The organism is Virgisporangium aurantiacum, from assembly GCF_016863635.1.
Classification (GTDB): domain Bacteria; phylum Actinomycetota; class Actinomycetes; order Mycobacteriales; family Micromonosporaceae; genus Virgisporangium; species Virgisporangium aurantiacum.
The window spans coordinates 115,714-142,081 of record NZ_BOPG01000043.1; the positions used below are offsets into that span (position 1 = coordinate 115,714).

General features: G+C 71.5%; 28 protein-coding genes and 2 pseudogenes. 22 read left to right on the forward strand and 8 right to left on the reverse strand.

Annotated elements, in window-relative coordinates; genetic code table 11:
* Window positions 1-6 precede the first annotated feature (6 nt).
* Window positions 7-1,029, reverse strand: a complete 1,023-nt coding sequence (locus Vau01_RS31760; RefSeq protein WP_204000245.1) for a damage-control phosphatase ARMT1 family protein — start codon at window positions 1,027-1,029, stop codon at window positions 7-9.
* Between the two features lie 50 nt (window positions 1,030-1,079).
* Here Vau01_RS31760 and Vau01_RS31765 point away from each other — a divergent pair, with 50 nt between their 5' ends.
* The 12 genes from Vau01_RS31765 (at window position 1,080) to Vau01_RS31820 (ending at window position 8,627) form a co-directional block, all read left to right on the forward strand.
* Window positions 1,080-1,934, forward strand: coding sequence for a PPK2 family polyphosphate kinase (locus Vau01_RS31765; RefSeq protein WP_204000247.1), 855 nt, complete (start codon window positions 1,080-1,082; stop codon window positions 1,932-1,934).
* A 151-nt stretch (window positions 1,935-2,085) separates the two neighbouring features.
* Entirely contained in the window at window positions 2,086-2,628 is a 543-nt protein-coding gene (rpsP, locus tag Vau01_RS31770) for a 30S ribosomal protein S16 (protein ID WP_204000249.1), read from the forward strand.
* Window positions 2,603-2,884 (forward strand): RNA-binding protein, encoded by a 282-nt coding sequence (locus Vau01_RS31775; RefSeq protein ID WP_239152001.1) that lies wholly within the window; start codon window positions 2,603-2,605, stop codon window positions 2,882-2,884. Before rpsP ends, Vau01_RS31775 begins: the two co-directional genes overlap by 26 nt.
* Window positions 2,885-2,891: 7 nt before the next feature.
* Entirely contained in the window at window positions 2,892-3,398 is a 507-nt protein-coding gene (gene rimM / locus Vau01_RS31780) for a ribosome maturation factor RimM (protein ID WP_204000393.1), read from the forward strand.
* Window positions 3,398-4,141 carry a tRNA (guanosine(37)-N1)-methyltransferase TrmD gene (gene trmD, locus Vau01_RS31785; protein WP_204000251.1) on the forward strand — a complete coding sequence of 248 codons (744 nt, stop codon included), beginning with the start codon at window positions 3,398-3,400 and terminating at the stop codon, window positions 4,139-4,141. The genes rimM and trmD overlap by 1 nt, the downstream gene beginning before the upstream one ends.
* A 64-nt stretch (window positions 4,142-4,205) precedes the next feature.
* Window positions 4,206-4,565: a 50S ribosomal protein L19 gene (gene rplS, locus Vau01_RS31790; RefSeq protein ID WP_204000253.1), complete on the forward strand. Its 360-nt coding sequence runs from the start codon at window positions 4,206-4,208 to the stop codon at window positions 4,563-4,565.
* A 350-nt stretch (window positions 4,566-4,915) separates the two neighbouring features.
* A complete protein-coding gene (gene lepB / locus Vau01_RS31795; RefSeq protein ID WP_239152014.1) occupies window positions 4,916-5,782 on the forward strand; it encodes a signal peptidase I in 867 nt (288 codons plus the stop codon).
* A complete protein-coding gene (lepB, locus tag Vau01_RS31800; protein ID WP_204000255.1) occupies window positions 5,779-6,420 on the forward strand; it encodes a signal peptidase I in 642 nt (213 codons plus the stop codon). Before lepB (Vau01_RS31795) ends, lepB (Vau01_RS31800) begins: the two co-directional genes overlap by 4 nt.
* A 31-nt stretch (window positions 6,421-6,451) precedes the next feature.
* Entirely contained in the window at window positions 6,452-6,913 is a 462-nt protein-coding gene (locus Vau01_RS31805) for an NUDIX hydrolase (protein WP_204000257.1), read from the forward strand.
* Entirely contained in the window at window positions 6,913-7,683 is a 771-nt protein-coding gene (locus Vau01_RS31810) for a ribonuclease HII (RefSeq protein ID WP_204000259.1), read from the forward strand. The genes Vau01_RS31805 and Vau01_RS31810 overlap by 1 nt, the downstream gene beginning before the upstream one ends.
* The gene (locus Vau01_RS31815; protein ID WP_203925179.1) at window positions 7,680-8,000 is read left to right on the forward strand and encodes a DUF2469 domain-containing protein; all 321 of its coding nucleotides are present in this window, start codon (window positions 7,680-7,682) and stop codon (window positions 7,998-8,000) included. The genes Vau01_RS31810 and Vau01_RS31815 overlap by 4 nt, the downstream gene beginning before the upstream one ends.
* Window positions 8,001-8,105: 105 nt before the next feature.
* The gene (locus Vau01_RS31820) at window positions 8,106-8,627 is read left to right on the forward strand and encodes a M23 family metallopeptidase (protein WP_204000262.1); all 522 of its coding nucleotides are present in this window, start codon (window positions 8,106-8,108) and stop codon (window positions 8,625-8,627) included.
* Here the strand turns inward: Vau01_RS31820 and Vau01_RS31825 are convergent.
* The 5 genes from Vau01_RS31825 to Vau01_RS31845 form a co-directional block, all read right to left on the reverse strand.
* Window positions 8,614-9,804: an aminotransferase class V-fold PLP-dependent enzyme gene (locus Vau01_RS31825; protein ID WP_239152002.1), complete on the reverse strand. Its 1,191-nt coding sequence runs from the start codon at window positions 9,802-9,804 to the stop codon at window positions 8,614-8,616. The genes Vau01_RS31820 and Vau01_RS31825 overlap by 14 nt on opposite strands.
* Window positions 9,805-9,812: 8 nt before the next feature.
* Window positions 9,813-11,051, reverse strand: coding sequence for a tyrosine recombinase XerC (locus Vau01_RS31830; RefSeq protein WP_308440495.1), 1,239 nt, complete (start codon window positions 11,049-11,051; stop codon window positions 9,813-9,815).
* 32 nt (window positions 11,052-11,083) lie between these two features.
* Window positions 11,084-12,244, reverse strand: coding sequence for a DNA-processing protein DprA (gene dprA / locus Vau01_RS31835; RefSeq protein ID WP_204000268.1), 1,161 nt, complete (start codon window positions 12,242-12,244; stop codon window positions 11,084-11,086).
* A complete protein-coding gene (locus Vau01_RS31840; protein ID WP_204000271.1) occupies window positions 12,241-13,743 on the reverse strand; it encodes a YifB family Mg chelatase-like AAA ATPase in 1,503 nt (500 codons plus the stop codon). Before Vau01_RS31840 ends, dprA begins: the two co-directional genes overlap by 4 nt.
* Window positions 13,744-13,818: 75 nt before the next feature.
* Complete coding sequence (locus tag Vau01_RS31845; protein ID WP_204000274.1) at window positions 13,819-14,181, reverse strand: YraN family protein; 363 nt, start codon at window positions 14,179-14,181, stop codon at window positions 13,819-13,821.
* Between the two features lie 327 nt (window positions 14,182-14,508).
* Between Vau01_RS31845 and Vau01_RS64725 the strand changes: the two are divergent.
* A pseudogene (locus Vau01_RS64725) lies at window positions 14,509-14,640 on the forward strand (ACT domain-containing protein); the annotation flags it as partial.
* An 87-nt stretch (window positions 14,641-14,727) separates the two neighbouring features.
* Here Vau01_RS64725 and Vau01_RS31850 read toward each other — a convergent pair.
* Window positions 14,728-15,870: a pyridoxal phosphate-dependent aminotransferase gene (locus tag Vau01_RS31850; RefSeq protein ID WP_239152018.1), complete on the reverse strand. Its 1,143-nt coding sequence runs from the start codon at window positions 15,868-15,870 to the stop codon at window positions 14,728-14,730.
* Window positions 15,871-15,954: 84 nt separating this feature from the next.
* On the opposite strand from Vau01_RS31850, the gene Vau01_RS31855 reads away from it, so the two are divergent.
* From Vau01_RS31855 to Vau01_RS31895, 9 genes and pseudogenes are all read left to right on the forward strand, one after another.
* A complete protein-coding gene (locus Vau01_RS31855) occupies window positions 15,955-16,704 on the forward strand; it encodes a hypothetical protein (protein WP_204000279.1) in 750 nt (249 codons plus the stop codon).
* Between the two features lie 245 nt (window positions 16,705-16,949).
* Window positions 16,950-17,771 (forward strand): 30S ribosomal protein S2, encoded by an 822-nt coding sequence (gene rpsB / locus Vau01_RS31860; protein ID WP_204000282.1) that lies wholly within the window; start codon window positions 16,950-16,952, stop codon window positions 17,769-17,771.
* 29 nt (window positions 17,772-17,800) lie between these two features.
* Window positions 17,801-18,628 (forward strand): translation elongation factor Ts, encoded by an 828-nt coding sequence (gene tsf / locus Vau01_RS31865; RefSeq protein WP_204000285.1) that lies wholly within the window; start codon window positions 17,801-17,803, stop codon window positions 18,626-18,628.
* A gap of 56 nt (window positions 18,629-18,684) precedes the next feature.
* The gene (pyrH, locus tag Vau01_RS31870) at window positions 18,685-19,440 is read left to right on the forward strand and encodes a UMP kinase (protein WP_204000286.1); all 756 of its coding nucleotides are present in this window, start codon (window positions 18,685-18,687) and stop codon (window positions 19,438-19,440) included.
* Between the two features lie 67 nt (window positions 19,441-19,507).
* On the forward strand, window positions 19,508-20,065 hold the full coding sequence (gene frr, locus Vau01_RS31875; protein WP_204000288.1) for a ribosome recycling factor: 558 nt from the start codon (window positions 19,508-19,510) through the stop codon (window positions 20,063-20,065).
* Window positions 20,065-20,997: a phosphatidate cytidylyltransferase gene (locus Vau01_RS31880; protein ID WP_204000290.1), complete on the forward strand. Its 933-nt coding sequence runs from the start codon at window positions 20,065-20,067 to the stop codon at window positions 20,995-20,997. The genes frr and Vau01_RS31880 overlap by 1 nt, the downstream gene beginning before the upstream one ends.
* A gap of 75 nt (window positions 20,998-21,072) precedes the next feature.
* Complete coding sequence (gene rlmN / locus Vau01_RS31885) at window positions 21,073-22,197, forward strand: dual-specificity RNA methyltransferase RlmN (RefSeq protein WP_204000292.1); 1,125 nt, start codon at window positions 21,073-21,075, stop codon at window positions 22,195-22,197.
* Between the two features lie 142 nt (window positions 22,198-22,339).
* Window positions 22,340-22,798: pseudogene (locus tag Vau01_RS65700) on the forward strand (DivIVA domain-containing protein); the annotation flags it as partial.
* 1,294 nt (window positions 22,799-24,092) lie between these two features.
* Window positions 24,093-26,105, forward strand: coding sequence for an ArnT family glycosyltransferase (locus Vau01_RS31895; RefSeq protein ID WP_204000294.1), 2,013 nt, complete (start codon window positions 24,093-24,095; stop codon window positions 26,103-26,105).
* On the opposite strand, the gene Vau01_RS31900 is transcribed toward Vau01_RS31895, so the two are convergent.
* Complete coding sequence (locus Vau01_RS31900) at window positions 26,102-26,272, reverse strand: DUF2631 domain-containing protein (protein WP_204000398.1); 171 nt, start codon at window positions 26,270-26,272, stop codon at window positions 26,102-26,104. The genes Vau01_RS31895 and Vau01_RS31900 overlap by 4 nt on opposite strands.
* Window positions 26,273-26,368 lie beyond the last annotated feature (96 nt).

Consider the following 26,368-nt stretch of genomic DNA (forward strand, 5'->3'; position numbering starts at 1 on the left):
GACGCGTCACGGGATGAAGACCTGCACCGACCCGTACCGGCCGTTGGTGCGCCAGTCGCCCTGATCGGCGAGGGCGGCGACCACGGCATCGTCGACGCCCACCAGGACGTCGGACTTCAACGTCCGCAGCGCGACCACGGCCGTCCCGTCGAACGCGGGAAGCGTCGAGGCGAAGGGCGTCGAGGTGGGCCAGTGGTTGTCGCCGACCAGGCGGCGGTAGTTCAGGTCGCCCTTGAAGATCAGCACGTCGGCCCGGCCGAACAGGTCGGGCGGTGCCTCGTGGAACGGGAGCGGGGCGCAGAAGAACGGATCCGTGTCGATCAGCAAGCGGCCGGCGGCGGCCGCGGCGTGCAGCCGGTCGGCGGTTCCGGCCGCCCGGCCGCCGGCGCCGGCCAGGGCCCGCAGGCACTTCACCAGGTCGGTGGTGGTGGCGTCGGAGACGTAGTACGGGTGGGGCTTGAGGTACAGGGTCACCGCACCGACCCCACCCGGACCCAGCAGGAAGTCGATCAGGCCGAGGTCGGCCAGCAGCTCCTTGCCGGCGTTGTCGGCGACCAGGCCCACCCTCGCGGCGCCGGTGAGCACGGATAGAGCGTCGTCTGTGTCGTCGGCGACCAGGTGCGCGGCCGGGCCGACGGCGATGCCGAGCTGGAAACCGAGGTCGGCCTGGTTGCCCCAGAGCGAGGCGATCAGGTGTTCGGCCGGCGTCAGCTCCGGGAGATCGTGCAGTGGCGCCGACGCGAGGTCGGCGTCCTTCAGGAACGCGAAGAGGTCGAACCCGGCCCATGGACCCGGCGAGAAATAGCCGATCGCGTCGAGGAGGCGGCGGTAGAAGGTACTTTCCGCCGACAGGAACGGTGCGTCGAGCCAGGGCGGGGTCAGCGTCTCGGCGAGCAGGCCATCGAGCGCCGTATGAATCTCCGGCGGGAACGGGTGGGCCTCCTTGATCCTGGCGAACAGGACCGGATGCCGTTCGTGCCAGACGTGCCAGGCCAGCGAACCGGGCACGTTGCTGAGGATGGGCTCCACCGCAGCAGGTTACTGCGCGATCTTCGGCCCGGCGGGGGATGATCGTGCTCATGGCGTCCCTTCGGAAGCTTTTGAAAGCACCGACCCCCGCAGACCTGGCGGCGATCGACCCGAGATCGACGCCCGGCCTGCCGAAGGCGGGCCGCAAGGCGGAGGACCCGAAGGCCTGGTCGGCGGCCGAACTCGCCCGCCTCGGCACGGACCTGGCCGGGCTGCAGGAGCGGCTCTACGCGTCGACGCGCTCCGGAGAAGACCGGCGCCGGCTGCTGATCGTGCTGCAGGCGATGGACGCCGGTGGCAAGGACGGGCTGGTCCGCCACGTCGGCGGGGTGTTCAACCCGCTGGGGTTGGAGGTGACCAGCTTCAAGGCGCCCACCACGGAGGAACTCGCCCACCACTTCCTGTGGCGGATCCGGCAACGCCTACCCGAGCCCGGGCACGTCGGGATCTTCAACCGCTCGCACTACGAGGACGTGCTCATCGTGCGCGTGCACGACCTCGTGCCCGCCGAGGAGTGGCGGAAGAGGTACGACGAGATCAACGCGTTCGAGCGGGAACTGGTCGACGACGGTGTGATCCTGGTCAAGATCATGCTCCACATCTCGCCCGGGGAGCAGCTCGCCCGCCTGCGCGAACGGCTCGAAGACCCGACAAAATACTGGAAATACAATCCAGCGGACGTCGATGAGCGGGCCAGATGGGACGACTACCGGGCCGCGTACGACGAGGCGCTGACCCGGTGCACGGAGGCGGCGCCCTGGTACGTGGTCCCGGCCGACCGCAAGTGGTACCGGAACTGGGCCGTGGCGAGCCTGCTGGTCGAGGTCCTGTCGGCGGCGGATCCGGCCTACCCGCCGCCGGACTTCGACGTGGCGGCCGAGAGGAAGCGCCTGCTGAAAGGCTGACTCCCGGGGTGTGGCACAATTACGGGCTGGAATCCGGCACACGTCCGTGCCCTCTAACCCGGGCGTGCCGCCACCCATGAGCGAAGCAGGCCACATGTCCCCACGTGGCGGCCGGCCCGGCTCAGCCTCGAATACGTAGGAGTAGTTCACCGTGGCTGTACGCATCCGGCTTCTGCGGATGGGAAAGATCCGTCACCCGCAGTACCGCATCGTCGTCGCCGACTCGCGCACCAAGCGCGACGGGCGGGCGATCGAGGAGATCGGGATCTACCACCCGAAGGAGGAGCCCTCGCGGATCGAGGTCAACTCCGAGCGGGTGCTGCACTGGCTCAGCGTGGGCGCCCAGCCCAGCGACCCGGTGAAGGCGATCCTGTCGAAGACCGGCGACTGGCAGAAGTTCAAGGGGCTGCCGCCGCCCACCGAGCCGCTGCGGGTGGCGGCCCCGCGGGCCGACCGCACCGCGATCTACGAGGCCGAGTCGCAGGCCGCGGCGGGCGTCGACACCAAGCCGGCGAAGAAGGCCGAGCCGGCCAAGAAGGCCGAGCCGAAGAAGGCCGACGCCAAGAAGGCCGACGACGCCAAGAAGGCCGAGCCGAACAAGGCGGAAACGGTCGAAGCGAAGAAGGCCGAAGAGACCCCGGCCGCCCCGGCCACCGAGGAGTCGGCCGGTGCCGGCGCCGACCAGGCGGGCTGAGCCGGCGTCGGCGCGGCGCGCCGACGTCCTGCGTCCGGCCCTGGAGCACCTGGTCAAGGGGATCGTGCACAACCCCGACGACGTCCGGGTGCGCATGATCGACTCACGCCGTGGCCAGCGGCTCGAGGTGCGCGTGCACCCCGAGGACCTGGGCACGGTGATCGGCCGTGGCGGCCGCACGGCCAAGGCGCTGCGGCAGGTCATCGGCTCGATCGGCGGGCGCGGCGTCCGGGTCGACATCATGGACTCGTACTAGCCGTATGTTGCTCGTCGTCGGCGAGATCGCGCGTCCGCACGGGGTGCGCGGCGAGGTCGTGGTCACCGTGCGTACCGACGAGCCGAGCGAACGGTTCACGCCCGGGGCGGTGCTGGTCACCGACCCGGGCGAGGCCGGGCCCCTCACCATCGAATACGTCCGGCCGCACCTGGGCCGGCTGATCGTCGCGTTCGAGGGCGTCGAAGACCGCGATGGCGCCGAGGCGCTGCGCCGGGTGCTGGTGTGCGTCGACTCCGAGGAAATTCCCGAGCCCGACGACCCCGACGAATTTCATGATCACCAGTTGGTGGGTCTCGCCGCCGTCGACCCCGACGGGGAGAAGATCGGCGAGGTGGTCCGCATCGACCACGGTCCGGCCCACGACATGCTGATCCTGCGCCGGCCCGACGGACGCACCGCGCTGGTGCCGTTCGTCGGCGCGATGGTGCCCGAGGTCGACCTCGCCGGCGGTCGCCTGGTGATGACCCTGCCCGAGGGCCTGCTCGACCTCTGATGAAGATCGACATCGTCTCCATCTTCCCGGAGTACTTCGGCCCGCTCGACCTGTCGCTGATCGGCCGGGCGCGCGGCGCCGGGTTGCTGCGCGTCGACGTGCACGACCTCCGGCAGTGGACGCACGACGTGCACCGCACGGTCGACGACACCCCCTACGGCGGCGGGCCGGGCATGGTGATGCGCCCCGAGCCGTGGGGCCAGGCCCTCGACGCCCTGGTTTCGCCGTCGTCGGTGCTGGTGGTGCCGTCGCCGGCCGGAGAACCGTTCACGCAGTCGACGGCCGTTTCGCTCGCCGCGGCGTCCCATCTGATCTTCGCCTGCGGCCGGTACGAGGGCATCGACCAGCGGGTGGTCGACCACTTCGGCGGCCGTGAGGTGTCGCTCGGCGACTATGTGCTCTTCGGCGGCGAGGTGGCGGTGCTGGCCATGGTCGAGGCGGTGGCGCGGCTGCTGCCGGGCGTGCTCGGCAACGCCGAGTCGCTGGTGGAGGAGTCGCACACCGACGGCCTGCTGGAGGCGCCGGTGTACACGAAGCCGGCGTCGTGGCGTGCCCACGACGTCCCGGAGATCCTGCGTTCGGGTGACCATGGCCGGATCGCACGGTGGCGCCGCGACCGGTCTCTGGAGCGGACGGCCGCGCGCCGGCCCGATCTCCTGGCCCGTGCCGCCCTCTCCGCGCGTGATCGCGCCGCCCTCGATGAGGCCGGATTTCCGGATACCGGGGATGGTGTGGCAAAGTAGTGAGGTTCCCTGATGACCTGACGCGCGCTTCGGCGCGCCCGCGAGCCGCGAGGAAGTACACGCGATGAACACGCTCGATGCCCTGGACGCCGCGTCGCAGCGCACCGACATCCCGGCCTTCCGGGCCGGCGACACCGTGAAGGTGCACGCGCGGGTGGTCGAGGGAAGCCGGTCCCGGGTGCAGATCTTCCAGGGTGTGGTGATCCGTCGGCAGGGCTCCGGGCTGCGCGAGACCTTCACGGTCCGCAAGGTCACCGGTGGCGTCGGCGTGGAGCGCACCTACCCGATCAACAGCCCCGGTGTCGACCGCGTCGAGATCGTGACCCGTGGTGACGTCCGCCGCGCCAAGCTCTACTACCTCCGTGACCTTCGCGGCAAGGCCGCCAAGATCAAGGAGAAGCGCGACAAGGTCCGTTCTTCCTGATCTCCTGACCCGCCGCCCGACCCCGTGGGGGTTCGGGGCGGCCTGGCGCTCTTAATTCTCGTCGGGGCGGGATACCCTTCTCATCAATGGACCCATATCCCGGCGAGCGGACGCCTCGGGCGGCGCAGCGGTACACGAGCGGCGGTGCCACCGGCACCGCTCGCGGACGTGCCTGGGAAGGGTCGCCTGAGCTGCGCGGATCGTCCGGCCGGGGCGGCGCCCGGGTGTACGGCCGGTCCTCACCGGAAGAGCGCGCCCGGCGCGCGCCGTTGCGGGCTCAGCCCACGTCGCCGGCGCCTCCGCGGGCGCGCGTGGCCGTGACCGCCGACCCCGATCCCGAGCTCGACGCGCTGCCTCCGCCGTTGTGGCGCCGGCGCGGTCGGCGGCGGCGGGCCATGCCGCTGTGGCAGGAACTGCCGCTGCTGCTCGTCGTGGCGTTCTGCCTCGCGGTGCTCATCCGCACGTTCCTGCTGCAGGCCTTCTACATCCCGTCGTCGTCGATGGAGACCACGTTGCTGGTCGGCGACCGGGTGCTGGTCAACAAGATCGTGTACGACATGCGCGACCCCACCCGCGGCGAGGTCATCGTCTTCCGCGGCACCGACCGGTGGGCCGCCGAGGAGCGCCAGCCCACCGCCACCGGCTTCCTCGCCAAGGTCGGCCGCACGGCCGGCGACCTGGTGGGCCTCAGCCAGCCCGGCGAGAAGGACTTCATCAAGCGCGTCATCGGCCTGCCCGGCGACACGGTCGAGTGCTGCGACGAAGACGGCCGGGTCAGGGTCAACGACGAGCCGCTCGACGAGAGCGCCTACCTACCCGAAGACATGAACTCGCCGATCGACGCGCCGCCCACCCCGGGCGCCTGCGGGCCGCGCATTTTCGAGCCGGTCACCGTCCCGGCGGGCCAGTTGTTCGTGATGGGCGACTACCGCGGGGTGTCGCAGGACTCCCGTTGCCAGGGCCCGGTGCCGATCGAGAACGTCATCGGTCGGGCGTTCGCGGTCGCCTGGCCGAGCAGCCGCTGGCACGGCCTGCCGGCGTTGACCACTTTCGAGGGAACCGCCACCGCCGCTCCGGCCGTGGGCCCGGGGCAGGCGCCGATGAAATCCGACACCGGTGCCGGGTGGGTGCTGGTGGTGCCGATCCTCGCGGGATTGGTCATACCGGCGCGTTCCCGACGGACGTGGTGGGCCGGGCAGCGTAGGCTTTTGGAGTGATTGACGAGTCCTCCTCCACCCAGCGCCGTGGCAGCTTCTGGCGCGAGCTCCCGATGCTGCTCATCGTCGCGATCGTGGTCGCCGTGGTGGTGCGGGCATTCGTCCTCCAGACGTTCTACATCCCGTCGGAGTCGATGGAGAAGACTCTGCTCATCAACGACCGGGTGCTCGTCAACAAGTTGATCTACAACTTCCGATCGCCGCACCGGGGCGAGGTGATCGTCTTCGAGGCGCCGGCCAACTGGCGCAGCGGCGTCGCCGACGAAGACTTCATCAAGCGGGTCATCGGCACCCCGGGCGACCACCTCGTCTGCTGCGACGACCAGCAGCGGATCATGATCAACGGGTATCCGCTCAACGAGCGCTACATCTACACGTCCGACGACGGGGTCTCCGACCTGGCCAGCGAGCAGCCGTTCGACGTCGTGGTGCCCAAGGGCCGGTACTGGATGATGGGCGACCACCGGTCGCACTCCAGCGACTCCCGGGAACGGTACATTCGCGACGGCGACCTCACCGGCGCCACCATCCCCGAGAGCGCCATCGTGGGGCGGGCATTCGTGATCTTCTGGCCGGTGGGCAGAGCCACCTGGTTGACCGTTCCGAACACGTTCGACAAGGTGCCCGACCCGGATTAGCGGCGGCCGTCCGCGTAGGCTGGCTCGCGTCATGTCCGAATCACCGGTGATCGAGCGCCGCGCGGCGCGGGTGCTCGTGGTCGACACGGCCGGGCGCGTGCTCATGTTGCGGGGCGCGGATCCGGCGGACCCGGCCCGGCCGTACTGGTTCACCGTCGGTGGGGGTCTGGAGCCGGGGGAGTCGGTCGCCGAGGCCGCGGTGCGGGAACTGGCCGAGGAGACGGGCCTGCGCCTGCCGATCGGCGAGGTCGGCGAGCCGGTGTGGAACGACGTCACCGAGTTCCCGTTCGACGGACGGCGCTACCGGCAGGAGCAGTCGTGGTTCCTGGTGCGGGTGCCGTCCTTCGAGATCGACCGGTCGGGGTTCGACGAGATCGAGCGGGCGACGGTCACCGAGGTCGCCTGGTGGTCGTCCCATGATTTTGTGGCTTCTTCCGAGCCCTTCTATCCGCCCGACCTGCCCATGCTGCTGGGCCGCCTGGGGGTGATGTGATGCTTGCGCCGCCGCGCACGATCGTGCACCGCGAGGGCGGTGTGTACGCCCTGGAACGGGCGCTGCAACGACGCGGCTTCGAGTTGGTGGCCGGCGCCGACGAGGCGGGGCGCGGCGCGTGTGCCGGTCCGCTGGTGGTCGGGGCCGTGGTGCTCCCGCCGGGCAAGCGCGGCGAGATCGACGGCCTGACCGACTCGAAGCTGCTCACCGCCGCCACGCGGGAGCGGCTGTACACGGAGGTCGTCGCGCGGGCCGTCGCGTGGTCGGTCGTGGTGATCGAGCCGGGCGAGGTCGACCGGACCGGCCTGCACGTCTGCAATCTCGCCGGGATGCGGCGGGCGCTGGCATCGTTGTCGGTGGTGCCGCAGTACGTGCTCACCGACGGATTCCCGGTCCCCGGGCTGGCGGCGCCCGGGCTCGCGGTGTGGAAGGGCGACCAGGTCGCGGCCTGTGTCGCGGCGGCGAGCATAGTGGCGAAGGTCACGCGCGACCGGATCATGGTCGACCTGCATTCACGCTGGCCTGTCTATGGCTTCGACGAGCACAAGGGCTACGCCACGCCGGAGCACTCGGCGGCACTGAAGTCGCACGGGCCGTGCTCCGAGCACCGGTTCTCGTATGCGAACGTGGCGGCCTGCACGGACGCGGCCGAGCTGCCGCCGGCCGTCAGGCGACGGGTGCGGGGAGGTACGGTGGCTGTCGCCGGCGTTGCCGCGCGTACCCAGCTCGTGCTGGGAGAGAATGTCGGCATGGAGGGCGGTTTCTCATGAGTGCGGAAGATCTCGAGAAGTACGAAACCGAGATGGAGCTGCAGCTCTACCGGGAGTACCGCGACATCGTCCGCCAGTTCGCCTACGTGGTGGAGACCGAACGGCGGTTCTATCTCGCGAACCAGGTCAACATGCACGTGCGCAACTCCGACGGCGAGGTCTACTTCGAGGTCGAGATGCACGACGCCTGGGTGTGGGACATGTACCGCCCGGCCCGGTTCGTGAAGAACGTTCGCGTGATGACGTTCAAGGACGTCAACGTGGAAGAGCTCGAGAAGCCCGAGATCTCGTTGCCCGACAGCGGGTTCTCCGGCTAGCACACGCCGGCGCGTGGACGGGCGTTGTCCACATGCCAACCTGACTGTCCACAGTTGACGATTCGTCGTTGTGGGTGGCGGCTGGTGGGGCCGAGGCTCGTGGGTATGCGTGTTCTTCTGACCCTCCTCGTTTTCGGTGCCATGTTCGCCGCGCCGCCGGCGGCCGCCGCCGGGCCGGTGCCTCGCGCGCCGGTTCCCGCCGCCGGCTTTGGCTGGCCCCTCGGTGGGACGCCCACGGTGGTCCGCCGCTTCGACCCACCGCCCCAGCCCTGGCTGGCCGGTCATCGCGGTGTCGACCTGGCCGGCGAACCGGGCGCGCCGGTACTCGCGGCCGGTCCGGGAACGGTGGCTTTCGCCGGAACGGTGGCGGGCCGCGGCGTGGTCAGCATCGACCACGCGAACGGCCTGCGTACCACGTACGAGCCGGTCCTCGCCTCGGTCGCCGCCGGTGCCGCGGTCGGCCGGGGAAGCCGGATCGGTGCGCTGGCTCCCGGGCACGCCGGTTGCCCCGTGGCGGCGTGCCTCCACTGGGGCCTCCGCCGGGGCGACAGCTACCTCGATCCGTTGCTGCTCCTGGGGTTCGGCCGCGTCCGCCTGCTGCCGCTGGCGGGGGCTACAGCGCCTTGAGGAGCGGGGGGAGGCGGTCGGCGAGCCGGTCGTACTCGTCGGAGCGGTTGTAGACGTTGGCGGAGAGCCGCAGGAGGCCACGGCCGCGCCAGGCGTTGATCGCGACCTCGGTCTGGAGTTCGTCGGCGATGCGGCGGCGGAGCGTGGTCGCGCCGTCGACGGTGGCGCCGGTGCCGGCGGGTAGCGGCACGACCCGCATCGGCAGGGGTGTAGCGGCGCTGCCCGATGCGCCGTCTGAGCCGGGGAGGTCCGTGGGGGACACGCCGAGGGCGGCTCCCACGACCGACTGGCCGTAGGCCGCGAGGGTGGCGTTGTGCTGGCGGACCTGCTCGAGCCCCAGCGTGCGCAGCACGTAGGCGCCGACCGGGGCGGCCAGCCACGCCGTGGGATCGGTGACGCCGCTGTACTCCAGGCAGCCGGGAAAGCCTTCGCCCTCGCGCCAGGACACGATCGGCGATCGCACCCGGTCCCGCCAGGGCGGGGCCACGTACAGGAGTGCGGTGCCCCGTGGGGCGTAGGCCCACTTGTGCAGGTTGCCGACCCAGAACTCGCCCGGCGTCGGGTCGCTGATCACGCCGGGGGCGTGTGCGGCGTCGACCAGCAGGGGGATGCCGGTGCCGCGCAGGGCGGCGTGGACGGCGGCCACCGGCATGGCCTGCGCGGTGGGCGACGTGATCTGGTCGAGCACCACCAGCCGGGTGCGACCGGTGATCCCGGTCTGAACGGCGGCGACCACGTCGTTGTCGGTGGCGTCGAGGCGGATGGGCACCTCACGGGCCACCGCGCCGGTCTCCCGGCAGGTCCGCTCGATCGCCATGGCGACGGCGCCGTAGCGGTGGTCGGTCGTGAGGATCTCGTCGCCGCGGCCGAGGCCGACGGAGCCGAGGGCGATGCCGACGCCGGTGGTGGCGTTCGGGACGACGGCGCAGCCGTCCGGGTCGAGCCCGACGAACGTGGCCAGGTGGCGGCGGGCGGCGGTGACGCGGTCGTCGAGGGCGCCGCCGGCGAAGAACTTGACCGGGTTTGCTTCCATTTCGTCGCGCAGCCGCTGCTGGGCCCGCTGGACGGGCACCGGCACGGCACCGAACGACCCGTGGTTGAGGTGGCTGACGGCGGGATCGAGGCTGAACAACAGCCGGGCACCCGGTACGGGCTCGGGCGGTTTCACCATCGGCACACCTGATCTTAGGCCCGGGGATGTGCCTGCCGGTACGCGGTGCGTAACCGCTCGATCGAGACGTGGGTGTAGATCTGCGTGCTCGACAGCGACGCGTGTCCCAGCAACTCCTGCACGCTGCGCAGGTCGGCGCCGCCTTCCAGAAGGTGGGTGGCGGCCGCGTGCCGCAATCCGTGCGGGCTGGTTCGCGGCAACCCCGCGGCGTCGGCCGCGCGCGAGACGATGCGCCGCACCACCGTCGGATTGAGGCGGCCGCCTTTGGCACCGAGCAACAGGGCGCCACCGCTCGCCGGGGTCGCGAAGGTCGGCCGCCCGTGGCGCAGCCACGCCTCCAGCGCCCGCTCGGCCGGGACGCCGTACGGCACCGCCCGTTCCCGCGCGCCCTTCCCGAAGACCCGCAGCAGCCGCCGCGATCGGTCGACGTCGTGAAGGTCCAGGCCGCAGAGTTCGGCCACGCGAATGCCGGCCGCGTACAGCAACTCCAGGACGACGTGGTCGCGCAGCGAGGCGGCCAGGTCCGCCGCGGAGGCGCCAGGAATGGGCGAGGCGCCGGGTGTGGCGGCGGAGACGTCCGATGTGGCGGAGGCGCCGGGGGTGGCGGTGGCGCCGGGGGTGGCGGTGGCGCCGGGGGTGGCGGTGGCGCCCGATCTGGCGGTGGCGCCGGGGGTGGCGGTGGCGCCCGATGTGGCGGAGGCGCCGGCCGCAGCGGAGGCGGCGGCCGCATCGGGGGCGGCGTCGGGTGTGGCGGGGGAGGCGGTGGAGGTGCCGATTGCGGCGGCATGGCTGGTGGCCGGGGGTTTGGCCTGTGGCGAGTCCGGGTGGCTGGGCGAGGAGGTTGGGGGTTGGAGGAGGTCGGCCACCTGGTCGGCGCGGAGGACGGTTGGCAGATCGCGGTGGGGTTTGGGGCTGGCCAGGCGTTGGCCGGCATCGGTCTCGGCCAGGCCTGCCTTGTGGGCCCAGGCGGTGAAGGTGCGGGCGGAGGCAGCTCGGCGGGCCAGGGTCGTTCGGGCCGCGCCGGTGGTGCGTAGGCGGGCCAGCCAGCTGCGCAGGATCAGCAGGTCGAGGTCGGCCGGGGTGGTTGCGCCCATGCGGGTGGCGTGGTCGAGCAGGGACACCACGTCGCCGACGTAGGCGCGGACCGTGTGTGGGGAACGGTTGAGTTCGGCGGCCAGGTGGACGGCGAACGCGTCCACCGCCGTGCGCATCGGGGCGGGTAGGGCGGCGTGCCGGGTTTCGGTGGCTCCCACGCCCTGGACGGTGGCCGGTGGACCGACGTGCGTCAAGCGGGGCGCGCCAGGCGGTAGCCCTGGTCGATCGCCTCCACGTGCCCCAGGGCCACCAGCATCGGCAGGGACCGGCGGGCGTCGCGGCCGCTCACTCCGGCCGCGGCGGCGATCTCTTCGGCCGGCAGGGGCTTGCGGATCGGTACGCCCTCGAGGACCTGCCGGCTCGTCGGGTCGAGGCGGTCGTGCGGGCGTTCCGGCGTCGACGGTAGCGGGGCGAGATCGGTGCCGATGCGTCCGACCTCCTCGATGACGTGGGCCACCGACGCCACCGCCCGGGCGCCCTCGATCCGGAGTTCCTCGTGGCAACCGGCCGACATCGCCGACGTCACCGGGCCCGGCACCACGAGGGCCGGCCGGCCCAGCAGCCGTGCGCGGCCGAGCGTCTGCCGGGCGCCGCTGCGGTGGGCCGCCTCCACCAGGACCGTGCCGGCCGACGACGCGGCGATCACGCGGTTGCGGATGAGGAAGCGGAGCTTGTACGGCGGCGCGTCGGGCGGCCATTCGCTGATCACCAGGCCCTCCTCGCCGATCCGTTCGAACATGCCGGTATGGCTGACCGGGTACGGGCGGTTGATGCCGCAGGCGAGTACCGCGACGGTGACGCCGCCCGTGGCCAGAGCGGCCCGGTGCGCCGCGCCGTCGATGCCCAGGGCGCCGCCGGACACCACCGTCCAGCCGCTCTCGGCCAGGCCGTGGGCCAGGTCGCCGGCGACGTAGTTGCCGTATCCGGTGGCGGCCCGCGCACCGACGATCGCGACCGAGCGGGCCAGCGCATGGTCGAGCCGGTGCGGGCCGCGGACCCACAGCGCCAGCGGCGGGTCGGTGTCGCGGTCGGCCACCTGACCGGTGTAGCCGCGGCTGATCCGGACCAGGTGGGCGAGCTGGGACGGCCACTCCTCGTCGTCGGGGCAGACGATCCGGACGCCCAGCCGGTCGGCATCGTCGAGCAGGCGTGCGCCGAAGGCCTCCACGGCCGGCAGGCGCAGCGGCTCGCCCAGCCGGGTGGTGGCCGCGCCGACCAGCTGCTCGGAGACGCGTTCCGAGCACAGCGCGTCGGCTGCAACGTACGGCCCGACCCGGCGCACGATCTGCCCGAGTTCGCGGTTGCCGGGCTCGACAAGAGCGCTCAGGCCGACGTAGAGCTCGCGGGTCATCGGGTTCCCCTCCGTAGGTCGAGTGCTTCGCAGACGTCGTTGAGGTCGGGGAACGCGCGGCCGTCGAGGTCGCTCATGGTCCACGCGACGCGCAGCACCCGGTTGTGTCCGCGGGCCGAGATGAGGCCGCGGTCGAGGTCTTTCGCCAGCGGCGCGGTGGCCTCCCGGGCCAGCCGGAACCGGGCGTCGCGCAGCGTGCGGGCCGGCACCCCGGCGTTCGTGGCGTTCCACCGCTCCGCGGCGGCCGCACGGGCCGTGGCCACCCGGGCCGCCACCGCCGCCGACGACTCGCCGGCCTCCGCACCGAGGACCGCCGCCGGCCGGGCCGGTGTGAGCTTCACTTGGAGGTCGATCCGATCGAGCAGCGGACCCGATAGCCGGCTCAAATAACGGCGACGCACCCAGGGCGAACAGTCGCAGTACTGGTCGCCACCGGGACGGGCGCAGGGACACGGGTTAGCCGCTAGGACGAGCTGTATACGGGCCGGATACTCCCTCTCCGCCCGGGAGCGGCTGATCCGTACCACGCCTTCTTCCAACGGCTGTCGCAACGCCTCCAGAGCCGCAACGCTGAACTCTGGTGCTTCGTCCAGAAACAGGACTCCGTTATGAGCACGGGTCAATGCGCCTGGCCGACCTATTCCATGGCCACCGCCGACCATTGCCGCGACCGATGCGGTGTGGTGTGGGGCCTGGAACGGCGGACGGCGGATCAATGGACATTCAGGCGGCAGCGCGCCAACGAGTGAGTGCACCGCCGTCACCTCCAGCGCCTCTTCGTCGGACAGCGGCGGCAGGAGACCGGGCAGGCGCTGGGCCAGCATCGATTTTCCGGCGCCGGGCGGGCCGAACAGGGCCAGGTTGTGTCCGCCGGCGGCGGCCAGTTCGACGGCGCGGCGGCCGCGATCCTGCCCGAGGACATCGGCCAGGTCGGGACCGTCGGGCGGCGCCGGCAGCGCGACGCTGGGCGGATCGAGCAGGGGACCGTCGCAGCGGAGGAAGTCGATGAAACGCAGCAGCGTGTCGGTGGCCTGCACGACGATGCCCGGCACCAGTGCGGCCTCGGCGGCGTTCGCGACCGGGACCACCGCGTAGCGCAGCCCTTCGCGCATCGCCGCGACCACCGCCGGCAGCACGCCCCGCACCGGCCGCACCGCGCCGTCGAGGCCCAGCTCGCCGATGAGCACCGCCTCGCGCAGCGGCTCGGCCGGGATGACGCCGGCGGCCGCCAGCAGGGACGCCGCGATGGCGAGATCGAACGACGACCCGTGCTTGGGCAGGTGGGCCGGCAGCAGGTTGACGGTGAGCCGCCGCTGCGGCCAGGCCTCGCCGGAGTTGACGACGGCCGCGCGCACCCTGTCGCGCGCCTGCGACAGAGCCGCGTCGGGCAGGCCGGTGAGGACCAGCGACGGCAGCCCCTTGGCCACGTCGGACTCGACGACGACCACCTGGCCCACCATCCCGACCAGGGCGACCGCCCGGACCTGTGCATAACTCATGCGATCGCCTCGCTCCGCTCGGCGATGCATTCGCGGGCACTGCGTTGATGATTCGCTCGCTGACGCTCGCTCATGTCAGAACGCCGCCCGCACGTGCTCGATCAGCGCCGGCCCGCTGCGCGGGCGCAGGACGCTCACCACGTCGAACCGGATCGCCTCGTGGTGACCCGGGTGCGCGGCCAGCCACCGCAGGGCCAGCCGGCGTAGCCGGTGCCGTTTCGCGGGCACGACAGCCTCCGCCGGCAGCCCGAACTCCCGGTCGCGGCGGGTCTTGACCTCGATGAACACGATCTCGTTCGCGTCGCGGGCGACGATGTCGAGCTCGCCGTCGGCGCATCGCCAGTTGAGGTCGAGTACCTGCATGCCCGCCTCGTTGACCAGGTAGGCGGCGGCCCGACGTTCGCCGTACGCGCCGACCGCGTTGCTCGCCAGTGACATGGCGAAGACGATCGCCGTCCGTCAGGTACCGGGCAACGAACAGGAGAACGAGATGTGGACAGCGAGGGTGCCTGTGGACGGGTCAACGGTAAGCGAGTTGATCTGCTATGGCAGATACAGGCAGTGACTCTCGTCACTTCTTGGCACGACCTTGGGATTTATGTACGTGGAGCCCGTTCCTACTGTCAGTACCAAGTAGATGACACACAAGCGCAGAGCGGCGGCACTCGGAGCACCCCGGGTGCCGCTGTGTCATGTCTGGAATGACGTGAGGTAATGACGCGGGAACGAAACGTCAGGGAAATGAGGATTGTCCAGGCTGGGCGGATGTTGGTGCGACGGCTCCTGGTTCGCCTACCCGACCGGCCCGGCTCCCTGGGCAAGGTCACCACGCTGCTCGGCCGTCTCGGCATCGACATCCGCGAGGTGCGGATCCTCGGCCGCGACGGCGCGTACGCCACCGACGAGTTCATCGTCGCCATCCAGGGCCCCGTGCTCGAAAACTGCCTGGTGGACCTGCTCGAAGAGATGGAGAGCGTCTACGTCCTAACGTTCGAGGAGGCGAAGCCGGCGAACGGCCTCGTCGAGAACGTCGTCGCGCTTGCAGAAGGCGAACCGGATCAGGCGCCGGCCCTGGTCGACGTTGTCGTAGAAGACCTGGGTGGGCACCGCGACGACCCCGCACCGCTCGGGCAGTGACCGGCAGTACGAGATCCCGTCGGCACCGGAACCGAGATCCACGGTGACGAAGTACGTGCCGGAAGACCGGAGAACCCGGAAGCCCGCGGAGGACAGGCCCGCGCACAACCGGTCGCGCTTGGACTCCAGGGCCGCGCGCACGCCGTCCACATAAGAAGAGCCCAGCCCGAGTGCCACCGCGACCGCCGGTTGCAGCGGGCCCGCGTTCACAAAGGTCAGGAACTGTTTGACCCGCAGGACGGCCGAGACCAGCGACGCCGGCCCGCACGCCCAACCGACCTTCCAGCCCGTGCACGAGAAGGTCTTGCCGGCCGAGGAGATCTGGATCGTGCGCTCGCGCATGTCCGGCAGCGTCGCGATCGGAATGTGGGCCAGGCCGTCGTAGACGAGATGCTCGTACACCTCGTCGGTGACGGCGACCGCGTCGAACTCCTGGCACAGCTCCGCGATCAGCGTGAGCTCCTCCCGGCTGAACACCTTGCCGGTGGGGTTGTGCGGCGAATTGAGCAGCACCAGCTTCGTGCGGGGGCCGAAGGCGGCGCGGAGCTGGGTCGCGTCGAAGGCATAGCCTTCGCCGCTTTCGTCGGGCGTCAAGGTGACGGGACGCCGCACCGCACCGGCCAGCGCGATGGACGCCGCGTACGAGTCGTAGTACGGCTCGAAACAGACGACCTCGTCGCCGGCGTCGCAGAGCGCGAGGATCGCGGCCGCGATCGCCTCGGTGGCACCGGCGGTGACGACGATCTCGCCGTCGGGGTCGTAGTCGAGGCCCCAGTACTCCTTCTGGTGCGCGGAGATCGCCGCGCGCAGTTCGGGCACGCCCGGCCCCGGTGGGTACTGGTTGCGGCCGTTCCGGAGCGCGTGCGCGGCCGCGTCCAGCATCTCCGGCGGACCGTCGGTGTCGGGGAAGCCCTGGCCGAGGTTGATCGATCCGGTGCGGACGGCAAGTGCGGACATTTCGGCAAAGATCGTCGTGCCGAAGGGCTGCATCCGCGTCACCAGCGGGTCACTCATGGGGATCAGCCTAGGCCGCCCTCTGGCGAGGTTCCCGCTCCTGCCCTACGGTGCGAATCCGTGGAGCCACAACGAAACGTTTCGGACGACGGCGAGCACCGCTGGTTCGAAGGTGGGGAATGGGAGCGCGGCCGGCACGGCGCGCCGGGGCCGGGGCCGGTCGGGTCGTACCGCGGCGCCGAGGAGGAGTACACGGGCGCCTTCAGCGAACCGGCGTCGGCTCCACCGGCCCCCGACCCCGCCGAGACGTCGCGACGCTCGACCGAGGCGATCGACGTCGCCGCTCTGCGCCGGCCACCGGCGGCCGGTCCGCCCGGCGAATACCCGCCGCCCGCGGCGGCCCCGCCGGCCGAGTACCCACCGCCACCGGCCGGGTATCCGCCGGCCGCCGCGTACACCCCGCCGGAACAGCCGCTGTACCCGGCGAGCCCGGCCGCCGGCGGGTTCGGCGCGCCCACCGCGGCGGTGCACACGATCCCACCGCCCCATCACCAGCAGCCGGGGCCGGGTCCGTCGATCTACCAGAGCCGCAAGCCGGTGGTGCTGATCGCGCTCGTGGCGCTGACCGTGCTGTTCGAGATCCCGGCGCTGCGGCTGCTCACCTCGGCGATGGTCGCCGACGCGGTGCCGGCCAGCGGGGTGGTGGCCGGCACGTTCCTGGTACTCGGCATCCCGGTGTCCGCGTACGGGCTGTACGGGATGCTCGGCGGCGGCCCGGTCACCGGAAACCTGTCGGTCTGGCTCAAGCAGCCGTTGATCTACCTGCCGCTCGGCGTGCTCCTCTTCCTGTTCGCGGCCCTGGCCGCCTGACCCGCGGCCTGACCGGCCGCCTGATACCTGCCCGCGGCCTGGCGTACACTTGCCACCGGCGACCACCTCAGGTGGTCGACCTCGCGTGCCCTCCTCCAGATCGACGTTCGGATTCGAGCGGGAGGCGGCGGTCGCCCTGGTCCCGGGTTCGAAGAACGCTCCGGGTAGCGCGGCCGACGACCGGGCACCAGGGCGGGTGTCAACCGTGTCATCCGCAACAACCAGGGCGAAAGAGGACAACGACCATGGCAGTGTCCATGCGCGAACTGCTGGAGAACGGTGTCCACTTCGGGCACCAGACCCGGCGGTGGAACCCGAAGATGAAGCGGTTCATCTTCACCGAGCGTAACGGCATCTACATCATCGACCTGCGCCAGACGCTCGAGTACATCGAGAAGTCGTACGACTTCATCCGCGGCACGGTCGCGGAGGGCGGGCACATCCTGTTCGTCGGCACCAAGAAGCAGGCCCAGGAGGCCGTCGCGACCCAGGCCATGCGGGTCGGCCAGCCGTACGTGAACCACCGCTGGCTCGGTGGCATGCTCACGAACTTCCAGACGGTGTACAAGCGGCTGCAGCGGCTCAAGGAGCTGGAGGGCATCGACCTCACCGGCACCGCGCAGGGTTTCACCAAGAAGGAGACCCTGCAGCTCAGCCGCGAGCGTGACAAGCTCAGCCGCACCCTCGGCGGCCTGCGCGACATGCAGAAGCTGCCGGCCGCCATCTGGGTGGTCGACACCAAGAAGGAGCACATCGCGGTCGACGAGGCGCGCAAGCTGGGCATCCCGGTGATCGCCGTCCTCGACACGAACTGCGACCCCGACGAGGTCGACTTCCCGATCCCGGGCAACGACGACGCGATCCGTGCCGCCGCCCTGCTCACCCGGGTGGTCGCCGACGCCGTCGCCGACGGCCTGATCGCCCGGTCGGGCAAGGCGTCGCGCTCCGGTGGTGCCGACGAGAAGCCGGAGCCCGGCACTGTCGCGGCCGACGAGCCGCTGGCCGAGTGGGAGCGCGAGCTCCTCGAAGGCAAGAAGAACGAAGAGCCCGCTCCCGCCGCCTCCTAGTCGACGTCGAAGACAATCGAGAGAGAGTCATGAGCAACTTCACCGCCGCTGACGTCAAGCGGCTCCGCGACCTCACCGGCTCCGGGATGATGGACTGCAAGAAGGCCCTCACCGAGGCCGAGGGCGACTTCGACAAGGCCGTCGAGATCCTGCGTATCAAGGGTGCCAAGGACGTCAACAAGCGGGCCGGCCGCACCGCCGCCAACGGGCTCGTCGCCCACCACGGCAGCGCGCTGCTCGAACTGAACTGCGAGACCGACTTCGTGGCCAAGAACGCCGACTTCGTCGCGTTGGCGCAGAAGCTGGTCGAGCACGTCGACGCCACCAAGCCGGCCGACGTGGCCACGCTGAGCGCCTCGACGCTCGACGGGCGCAGCGTCGCCGAGATCGTCGACGGCGAGTCGGCGCGCATCGGCGAGAAGATCGTCATCAACCGGTTCGGCACCGTCGACGGCACCGCCGCCGTCTACCTGCACCGCAAGGACCCGCAGCTGCCGCCGCAGGTCGGCGTGCTGGTCGAGTACACCGGCAAGAGCGACGAGGCGGCCGACGCCGACGCGCGCGGCGTCGGCATGCAGATCGCGGCCATGCGTCCGCGGTTCCTGACCCGCGACGAGGTGCCCGCCGAGACGGTCGAGTCGGAGCGGCGCATCGCCGAGCAGACCGCCCGCGAGGAGGGCAAGCCCGAGCAGGCCATCCCGCGGATCATCGAGGGCCGCGTGGGCGCCTTCTTCAAGGACTTCGTGCTGCTCGAGCAGCCGTCGGTGACGGATCAGAAGAAGACCGTCCAGAAGGTTCTCGACGAGGCCGGTATCACGGTGACGAAGTTCGTCCGGTTCGAGGTCGGCCAGGCCTGAGTGTCTGTGGAGAAGGGGGTCGCGCCATCGCGCGGCCCCCTTCCCGTAGCCAGTTGATGTTGTGCGACCGAGTGGGGGATCCGATGACCGCTGACGCCGTGACCGAGCACCGCCGGGTGGTGCTGAAACTCTCGGGCGAGGTTTTCGGGGGTGGCGCGGTCGGCGTCGACCCGATCGTCGTACAGGACGCCGCGAAGCAGATCGCCACGGCGGTGCGGCGCGGTGTGCAGGTGGCCGTCGTCGTCGGGGGTGGCAACTTCTTCCGGGGCTCCGAACTGCAGGCCTCCGGCATGGACCGGGCCCGCGCCGACTACATGGGCATCCTCGGCACGGTGATGAACTGCCTCGCGCTCCAGGACTTCCTGGAGAAGGAGGGCATCGACACCCGGGTGCAGACGGCCATCCACATGGCCCAGGTCGCCGAGCCCTACATTCCCCGGCGGGCGATCCGGCACCTGGAGAAGGGCCGCGTGGTGATCTTCGGTGCTGGGGCCGGCATGCCGTTCTTCACCACCGACACGGTGGCCGCCCAGCGGGCGCTGGAGATCCACGCCGACGTGGTGCTGATGAGCAAGAACGGTGTCGATGGCGTCTACACCGCCGATCCGCGGATCGACCCGACCGCCCGCAAGCTCGACACGGTGACGTTCGCCGATGCGCTGCGGCAGGGCCTGCGGGTCGCCGACGCCGCCGCGTTCAGCCTCTGCCAGGAGAACAAGCTGCCCATGGTGGTGTTCGCCGCGGAGGGCGCCGACACGATTGTGCGCGCCGTGGGCGGCGAGAAGATCGGAACACTGATCACCGCGGGCTGAGCGTAACCTGAGCCAACACCACCCCCGCAGCGCGCGTAACAAGGGATTGAAGGAGGCGACGAACCCGGTGATCGATGACACTCTTCTCGAGGCCGAGGAGAAGATGGAACGGGCGGTCGAGCACGCCAAGGAGGAGTTCGCCGCGATCCGTACCGGCCGGGCGACCCCCGCGATGTTCAGCAAGATCCTGATCGATTACTACGGCACGCCGACGCCGCTGCCGCAGATGGCCTCGATCGGCATCCCGGAGCCCCGGATGGTGATCGTCAAGCCGTACGACGCCTCGCAACTCGCCGCGATGGAGCGCGCCATCCGCGACTCCGACCTGGGTGTGAACCCGAACAACGAGGGTACCCAGCTCCGCATCCACCTGCCCCAGATGACGGAGGAGCGGCGCCGCGACATGGTCAAGGTCGCCCGGCACAAGGCGGAGGAGGCGCGCGTCGCCATCCGCAACATCCGCCGGCACGGCAAGAGCGACATCGACAAGATCGTCAAGGACGGCGAGGCGGGCGAGGACGAGGGGCGTCGCGGCGAGAAGGAACTCGACGACGTCACCCACCGGTACGTCGCGAGCGTCGACGAGCTCCTCAAGCACAAGGAAGCCGAGCTGCTCGAGGTCTGATGTCCGGACCCGATGCCACCCCTGATCTACGCGCGACGCACGACCCGCCGCCCCAGCCCGAGGCCAGCCCGGTGGGCGGCGGGACCCGCGTGAACCACCCAACTGAAGAACCGCCCCGGAAGAGTCGCGCGGGCCGGAACCTGCCCGCGGCCATCGGGGTCGGTGTGGGGCTCGGCGCGGTCGTGCTGGCGTCGCTGCTGTTCTGGAAGCCGGCGTTCTACGGCGTGATCCTGATCGCCCTCGTGGTCGCCACCTGGGAGATGGTGCGCGCGGTCGGCACCGCCGGCATGCGGCCGCCGATGCTGCCGTTGCTGGTCGGCGGGGCGGCGATGATCGCCCTGACCTGGCACGCCGGTGCCGGCGGCCTGCCGTACGGCCTGCTCGGCACGGCTGTGGCGATACTCATATGGCGGCTGGCCACCGGTCCCGAGGGTTACCAGCGCGACGTGGTCACCGGCCTGCTCATCGCGGCGTACGTGCCGTTCCTCGGCGGGTTCGTGGTGCTGCTGCTCGACCCCGACGACGGGCACCTGCGGGTGCTCGCGATGCTGGCCGCGGTGGTGATGTCGGACACCGGCGGCTATGCGTTCGGCGTATTCCTCGGCCGGCACAAGCTGGCGCCGAGCATCAGCCCCGGCAAGACCTGGGAGGGCTTCGCCGGATCGCTGTTCACGGCGGCCGTCGGCGGCGCACTCCTGGTGCGGTTCATGCTCGACGGGCAGTGGTACTGGGGCGTCGTCTTCGGGGTCGCGGTGGCCGCCGCGTCCACGGTCGGTGACCTCGCCGAGTCGATGCTGAAGCGCGATCTCGGGGTCAAGGACATGAGCAATCTGCTGCCAGGACACGGTGGCCTCATGGATCGGCTCGACTCGATCCTGCTCGCGGCGCCGGTCGCGTACGCGGTGTTGACCAATCTCGTTCCGCCCGGGTGACACCAGCGTGGATCAAGAAAGCTACGCAGCGCGATAAATACGTGTGCGGCCAGTCGTGGGACACTTGGAGCCGTTATGACTTTGCTGCGCCTTACACCAGTCCAAACGTCCCCGGAGAAACCCGGCCGACGGCCCGCGCCGCCGCGTCACCTCGCCGATCTTGACGCGGCCGGGCGCCGGGCGGCGGTCGCCGCCCTCGGCGAGCGCGAGTTCCGGGCCGGGCAACTGTCGGCGCACTACTTCGGCCGCCTCGTGCGCGAGCCCGCGGCGATGACCGACCTGCCCGCGGCCAGCCGCGAGCGGATCACCGCCGACCTGCTGCCGACGTTGCTGACCCCGGTGAAGGAGCAGGCCTGCGACGGCGGCGCCACCCGCAAGACGCTGTGGCGACTCCACGACGGCGCGCTCGTCGAGAGCGTCCTCATGGGCTACCCGGACCGGGTGACCGTCTGCATCTCCAGCCAGGCCGGCTGCGGCATGGCGTGCCCGTTCTGCGCCACCGGCCAGGCCGGGCTCACCCGGAACCTGTCGACGGCCGAGATCGTCGACCAGGTGGTGTGGTTCGCCGGCGAAACCGCCCGAGGCGCACTCCCTGGGTGTCCCGACCGGCTGTCCCGGGTCGTTTTCATGGGCATGGGCGAGCCCTTGGCCAACTACAACCGGGTGCGCGACGCGATCAGCCGGCTCACCGACCCCGCCCCCGACGGGCTGGGCCTGTCCCAGCGGCACATCACGGTGTCGACGGTGGGCCTGGTGCCGGCGATCCACCGGCTGGCCGACGAGAAACTCCAGGTGCGGCTCGCGGTCTCGCTGCACGCTCCCGACGACGACCTGCGCGACGAACTCGTACCGGTGAACCAGCGCTGGAAGGTGGCCGAGGTCCTCGACGCGGCCGACGCCTACGCCCGTCAGACGGGGCGGCGCGTTTCCATCGAGTACGCGATGATCAGGGACGTGAACGACCACCCGTGGCGTGCCGACCTCCTCGGCCGGCTGCTGTCCGGGCGGCTGGCGCACGTCAATCTCATCCCGCTCAACCCCACGCCCGGAAGCCGGTGGGACGCCAGCCCGAAAGTGGTCGAGCGGGAGTTCGCCCGTAGGCTGCGGGCAGCCGGCGTCACCACCACGGTGCGCGACACCCGGGGGCGCGAAATCGACGGCGCCTGCGGGCAGTTGGCCGCTGCGGAGGTGGCGTCGTGACTGCAGACTGGGGTACACGCTGCGAACGGGCTAGAGCCGTGTCACACCGGGGTCCAGGTGGCACAGTGAACGGTGCGGAGCCCCGGCGTCCGGGAACCCCACCGCGGGGTACCGGGCGACGTGGCGCGAACCAGGAGGAACAGTGACGAGTCAGGGCCAGCGGTTCCGGCGGCGGGCGCTGCGACGTGGGTACAAGGTCGACGAGGTCGACTCGTTCCTCGACCGGGTCGAGGCGACACTTGCGGGTGACCCGATCGGCACGTCGGTTGCCGCCCAGGAAGTCCACGATGTCGTGTTCCGGGTTCGTTTCGGTGGATATGACGAATGGCAGGTCGACCTGCACCTCGACCGGGTGGAGCGGCAGCTCGCCGAGCTCGAGGAGCGGGGCGGCTACGTGCGTCCCGACGGTCGCCAGCCGATGCTCGAGAGCGGCCCGGCCCGCGAGCGCGTAGGCGCCGCCGAGCGCATGGGCCCGCCCGACCGGATGGGCCCGCCGGAGCGCATGGGTCCCCCCGACCGCATGGGCGGTGGTCTGCCCGAGCGACCTGCCCCGATGGGCCCGCCGCCCGAGCGCATGGGCCCGCCCGACCGCATGGGTCCCCCGGATCGCATGGGTCCGCCCGACCGGATGGGCCCCCCTGACCGGATGGGTCCGCCCGACCGCATGGGTCCCCCCGACCGCATGGGCCCGCCCGACCGGCTGCCCCCGGCCCTGCCCCACCGCCCGCCGGGTGCGGCGATCGCCGGTGGGCCGCGCGATGGCGGCTACCCGCAGTACGACGAGCCGACCGGTGGCTTCGGCCCGCCCAACGAGCAGTACGAACCGGGCCGGCGGGCCCGCGCGGACATGACGGCCGAGATCCGCATGGGCGACGCGACGTTCGGCGGCGCACCGCCGGCGGCGCGTCCGCACCCGGGTGGCGGCTTCGGCGGGCCGAGCGGTCCCGGTGGCCCGGGTCCGGATCGTGGTGGCCCGGACCGCGGCCCTGACCGCGGCGGACCGGACCGCGGTGGCCCCGGCGGCTTCGGCCCCGGTGGCCCGGGTCCCGGCCCCGGCGGTCCGGGTGGCTTCGCACCGGGTGGACCCGGCGGCCAGGGTCCCGGCCAGGGCGGCTTCGCGGGCGGCCCCGGTCCCGGTGGACCCGGTGGCCCGGGCGGTTTCGCGGGCGGACCGGACCGCGGACCGGATCGCGGCGGCCCGGATCGCGGCGGACCGGACCGTGGTGGCCCCGGCGGGTTCGGTCCCGGTGGACCCGGTCCCGGTGGGCCCGGTGGTTTTGCGCCGGGCGGTCCCGGCCCGGAGCGTGGTGGCCCCGGCCGGCCCGGCTACGGCGGTGCGCCGGTCAGCGGTGGCCCGCCCGTCAGCGGACCCGCGGGCTACGGCTCGCCGGTGAGCGGTGGCCCCTACGGCCGGCCGGTCAGCGGCGGTCCGCCGCCGGTGAGCGGTGGTCCGTACGGCCCGCCCGTCAGCGCCGTACCCGGCGGCGGCTACGGCGGCCCGCCCCCCGGCTACGGCGGCCAGGGCCCAGGCCCCGGCGGCCCGGGGCCTGGCGGACCGGGCGGCCCCGGTGGACCCGGGGGACCGGGTCCGAGCGGCCCGGCCCTCTCCGGTGACGCCCAGCGCCTCGACCAGTTGCGCCGCACGTTCCAGCTGCGCCGGTTCGGCAGCGGCTACGACCGGGCCCAGGTCGATCAGCTCTTCGAAGGGCTGATCATGGGGCTGGCCGGGCGTGGTCCGCTGCCCAACAGCGAGGCCGAGCTGGCACCCAACCGGTTCGAGCTGGTGCCCGGTGGCTATTTCGAGGCAGAGGTGGACGCGGCGCTCAAGGAGGCCCGCGACATAATGTCCCGGCGTCGCTGACCACTGTCGCTGATAGGGCCCCTCACAAACGAACATGACAACAGTCCGGTTCGGGCTGGTCGTGCTGCCGATCGTCACGTTTCTGTTGACGCTCTACGCGGTGCGACCGGTCACATCCGCCGTCGCCCCGCGCCGGCTCGCGGTTGTCCGCGCTGCCGTGATCGTCGGGGCGTTCGGCGTGCTCGCGGTCGAGGCGCTGTCGGCCGCCGGCTGGCTCACCGCCGTCGGGATCAGCGCCGCCTGGGTCGCGGCCGCGGCGGCCGCGGGCGTCGGCGCGTGGTTGCGCTTTCGAAAAATGCCGGATGACGCGTCGAGCGTGGCCCCGCGTACCGCGTCTACAGCCGCTGCGGCCCTCCGGGCCCTCCCCAGGGCCGACCAGCTGGTGCTCGGGGCGATCGTCGCCCTGGTGACGGCGGAACTCGTGCTCGCGCTGTTCTCCCCGCCGAACACGTACGACTCGCAGACCTACCACCTGCCCCGGATCGAACAGTGGGCGCAACGGGGCAGCGTCGACCTGTACCCGACCGGCATCCGTCGCCAGATCACCTATCCGCCCGGCGCCGAGTTCCTGCTGCTGCACCTGCGGCTGCTCACCGGGGCCGACACGCTGTACAACCTGCTGCAGTGGTCGGCCGGGGTGCTGTGCCTGCTGATCGTCGCCCGGCTCGCGGCTCAACTCGGCGTGCCCCGCCGCGGGCAACTGCTCGCCGCCCTCGTGGCCGCGTCCGTCCCGATGATGGTGCTGCAGGCGTCGAGCACCCAGACCGACCTGACCGTCGCCGCCTGGGTGGCCTGCGTGGCGACGCTCGCGCTCGACGGGGTCGGCCGGGTGCCGCTCCGCAAGCCCGACCTGGCCACGGTGCTCCTGCTCGGCGCCGCGACCGGCCTGGTGACCCTCACGAAGGCCACCGGTGGCCTGCTGGCCGGGCCGTTCCTGATCTGGTGGACGCTGGCCCAGGTGCGCCGCGCCTGGGGCAGGCCGTTGCCCGTCGCTCGGGTGGCCGGCGCCGCGCTGGTGATCGTCGGGGTGGCCGGGCTGGTCAGCGGCCCGCAGTTCGTGCGGATGACCGAGACGTTCGGGCATCCGCTCGGCCCGCAGAACCTGCGCGACACGCTCGCCATGCAGCGCCACGATCCGGCCAGCCTGCTGATCAACGGGCTGCGTCAGGCGCACACGGCGCTGGAGATCCCGGTTCCGCCGGTGAACCGCTGGGTCGGCGACCGGATCGTCGACCTCGCCGAGGCACTCGGCCGCGACCCCAACGACCCGCAGACCACGTTCCTGGAGCAGACGTTCCCGGACGAGTCCTGGTACCCGAGCGAGGACAAGGCGGCGCTGCCCCTGCAGGCCCTGCTGCTCGCCGCTGGCGTGGTGGTCGCCGCCGTGCGCGGGTGGCGTCCCGACGGCGACCGCCGCCTGCTGATCTACGCGGCGACGATCGTGGTGGCGGCCACCGGCTACGCGGTGGCGTTCAAGTGGCAGCCGTGGGGCAACCGGCTGCTGCTGTTCATCATCGTGGTCGCGGCGCCGCTGGCGGGAGCCTGGCTGGGCTCGGTCTTCGAACGCCGGGCCACGCTTACGCCGTCATCCATGGTTTTCAAAGCCGTGCCCCGGATGGCGGCCGCGCTTCTCGTTGTCGCGACGCTGGCCGGAGCCCTTTCCGCGGTTTACGGCTATCCGCGGCGGCTGGTCGGCAGCGGTTCGGTGTTCACGCGCGACGACCTGGCCGCGCGCTTCGCGATGCGGCCGGAATGGCGGGCCAGCTACGAGAAGGCCGCCGCCGACGTGAACGCCCGGGGGCCGAGGCGGGTCGGCCTGGTCACGACCGTCGACGGCTGGGAGTATCCGTGGTACGTGCTGCTGAAGGCGCCGGAGTTGCGGTCGTTGCAGTCGTCGGAGCCGACGAAGCTGCCGCCGACCACGGTCGAGGAGGTCGACGCGGTGGTGTGCACCGGCCCGGCCTGGATCTGCTACAAGTACGTGCGCCCGTCGTGGACCTTCTGGTCGGACGGGGTGGTGTCGTACCTGCTGCCGCCGGTGACTTAGGAGCGCAGGCCGTTGCGGCGCAGCACCCAGTCGACGATGAGCAGGAGAATCAGGCCCGCGGCCGAGAGGGCCAGAAAGATGTCTTCGACCTTGCCCTCGTGGTTGCCCATGGTCATGAGCAGCAGGATGATCGCCGAGACGACCGCGCCGATGCGCAGCGCCTTCATGTTGGCCGGCTTGTGCTGGTCGGGAGAGGTCACCGGTGCATCATGATCGCCCGCCACGTCTGCTCCTTCTATGAGATCGCCGAGTCAAAGTGTGTC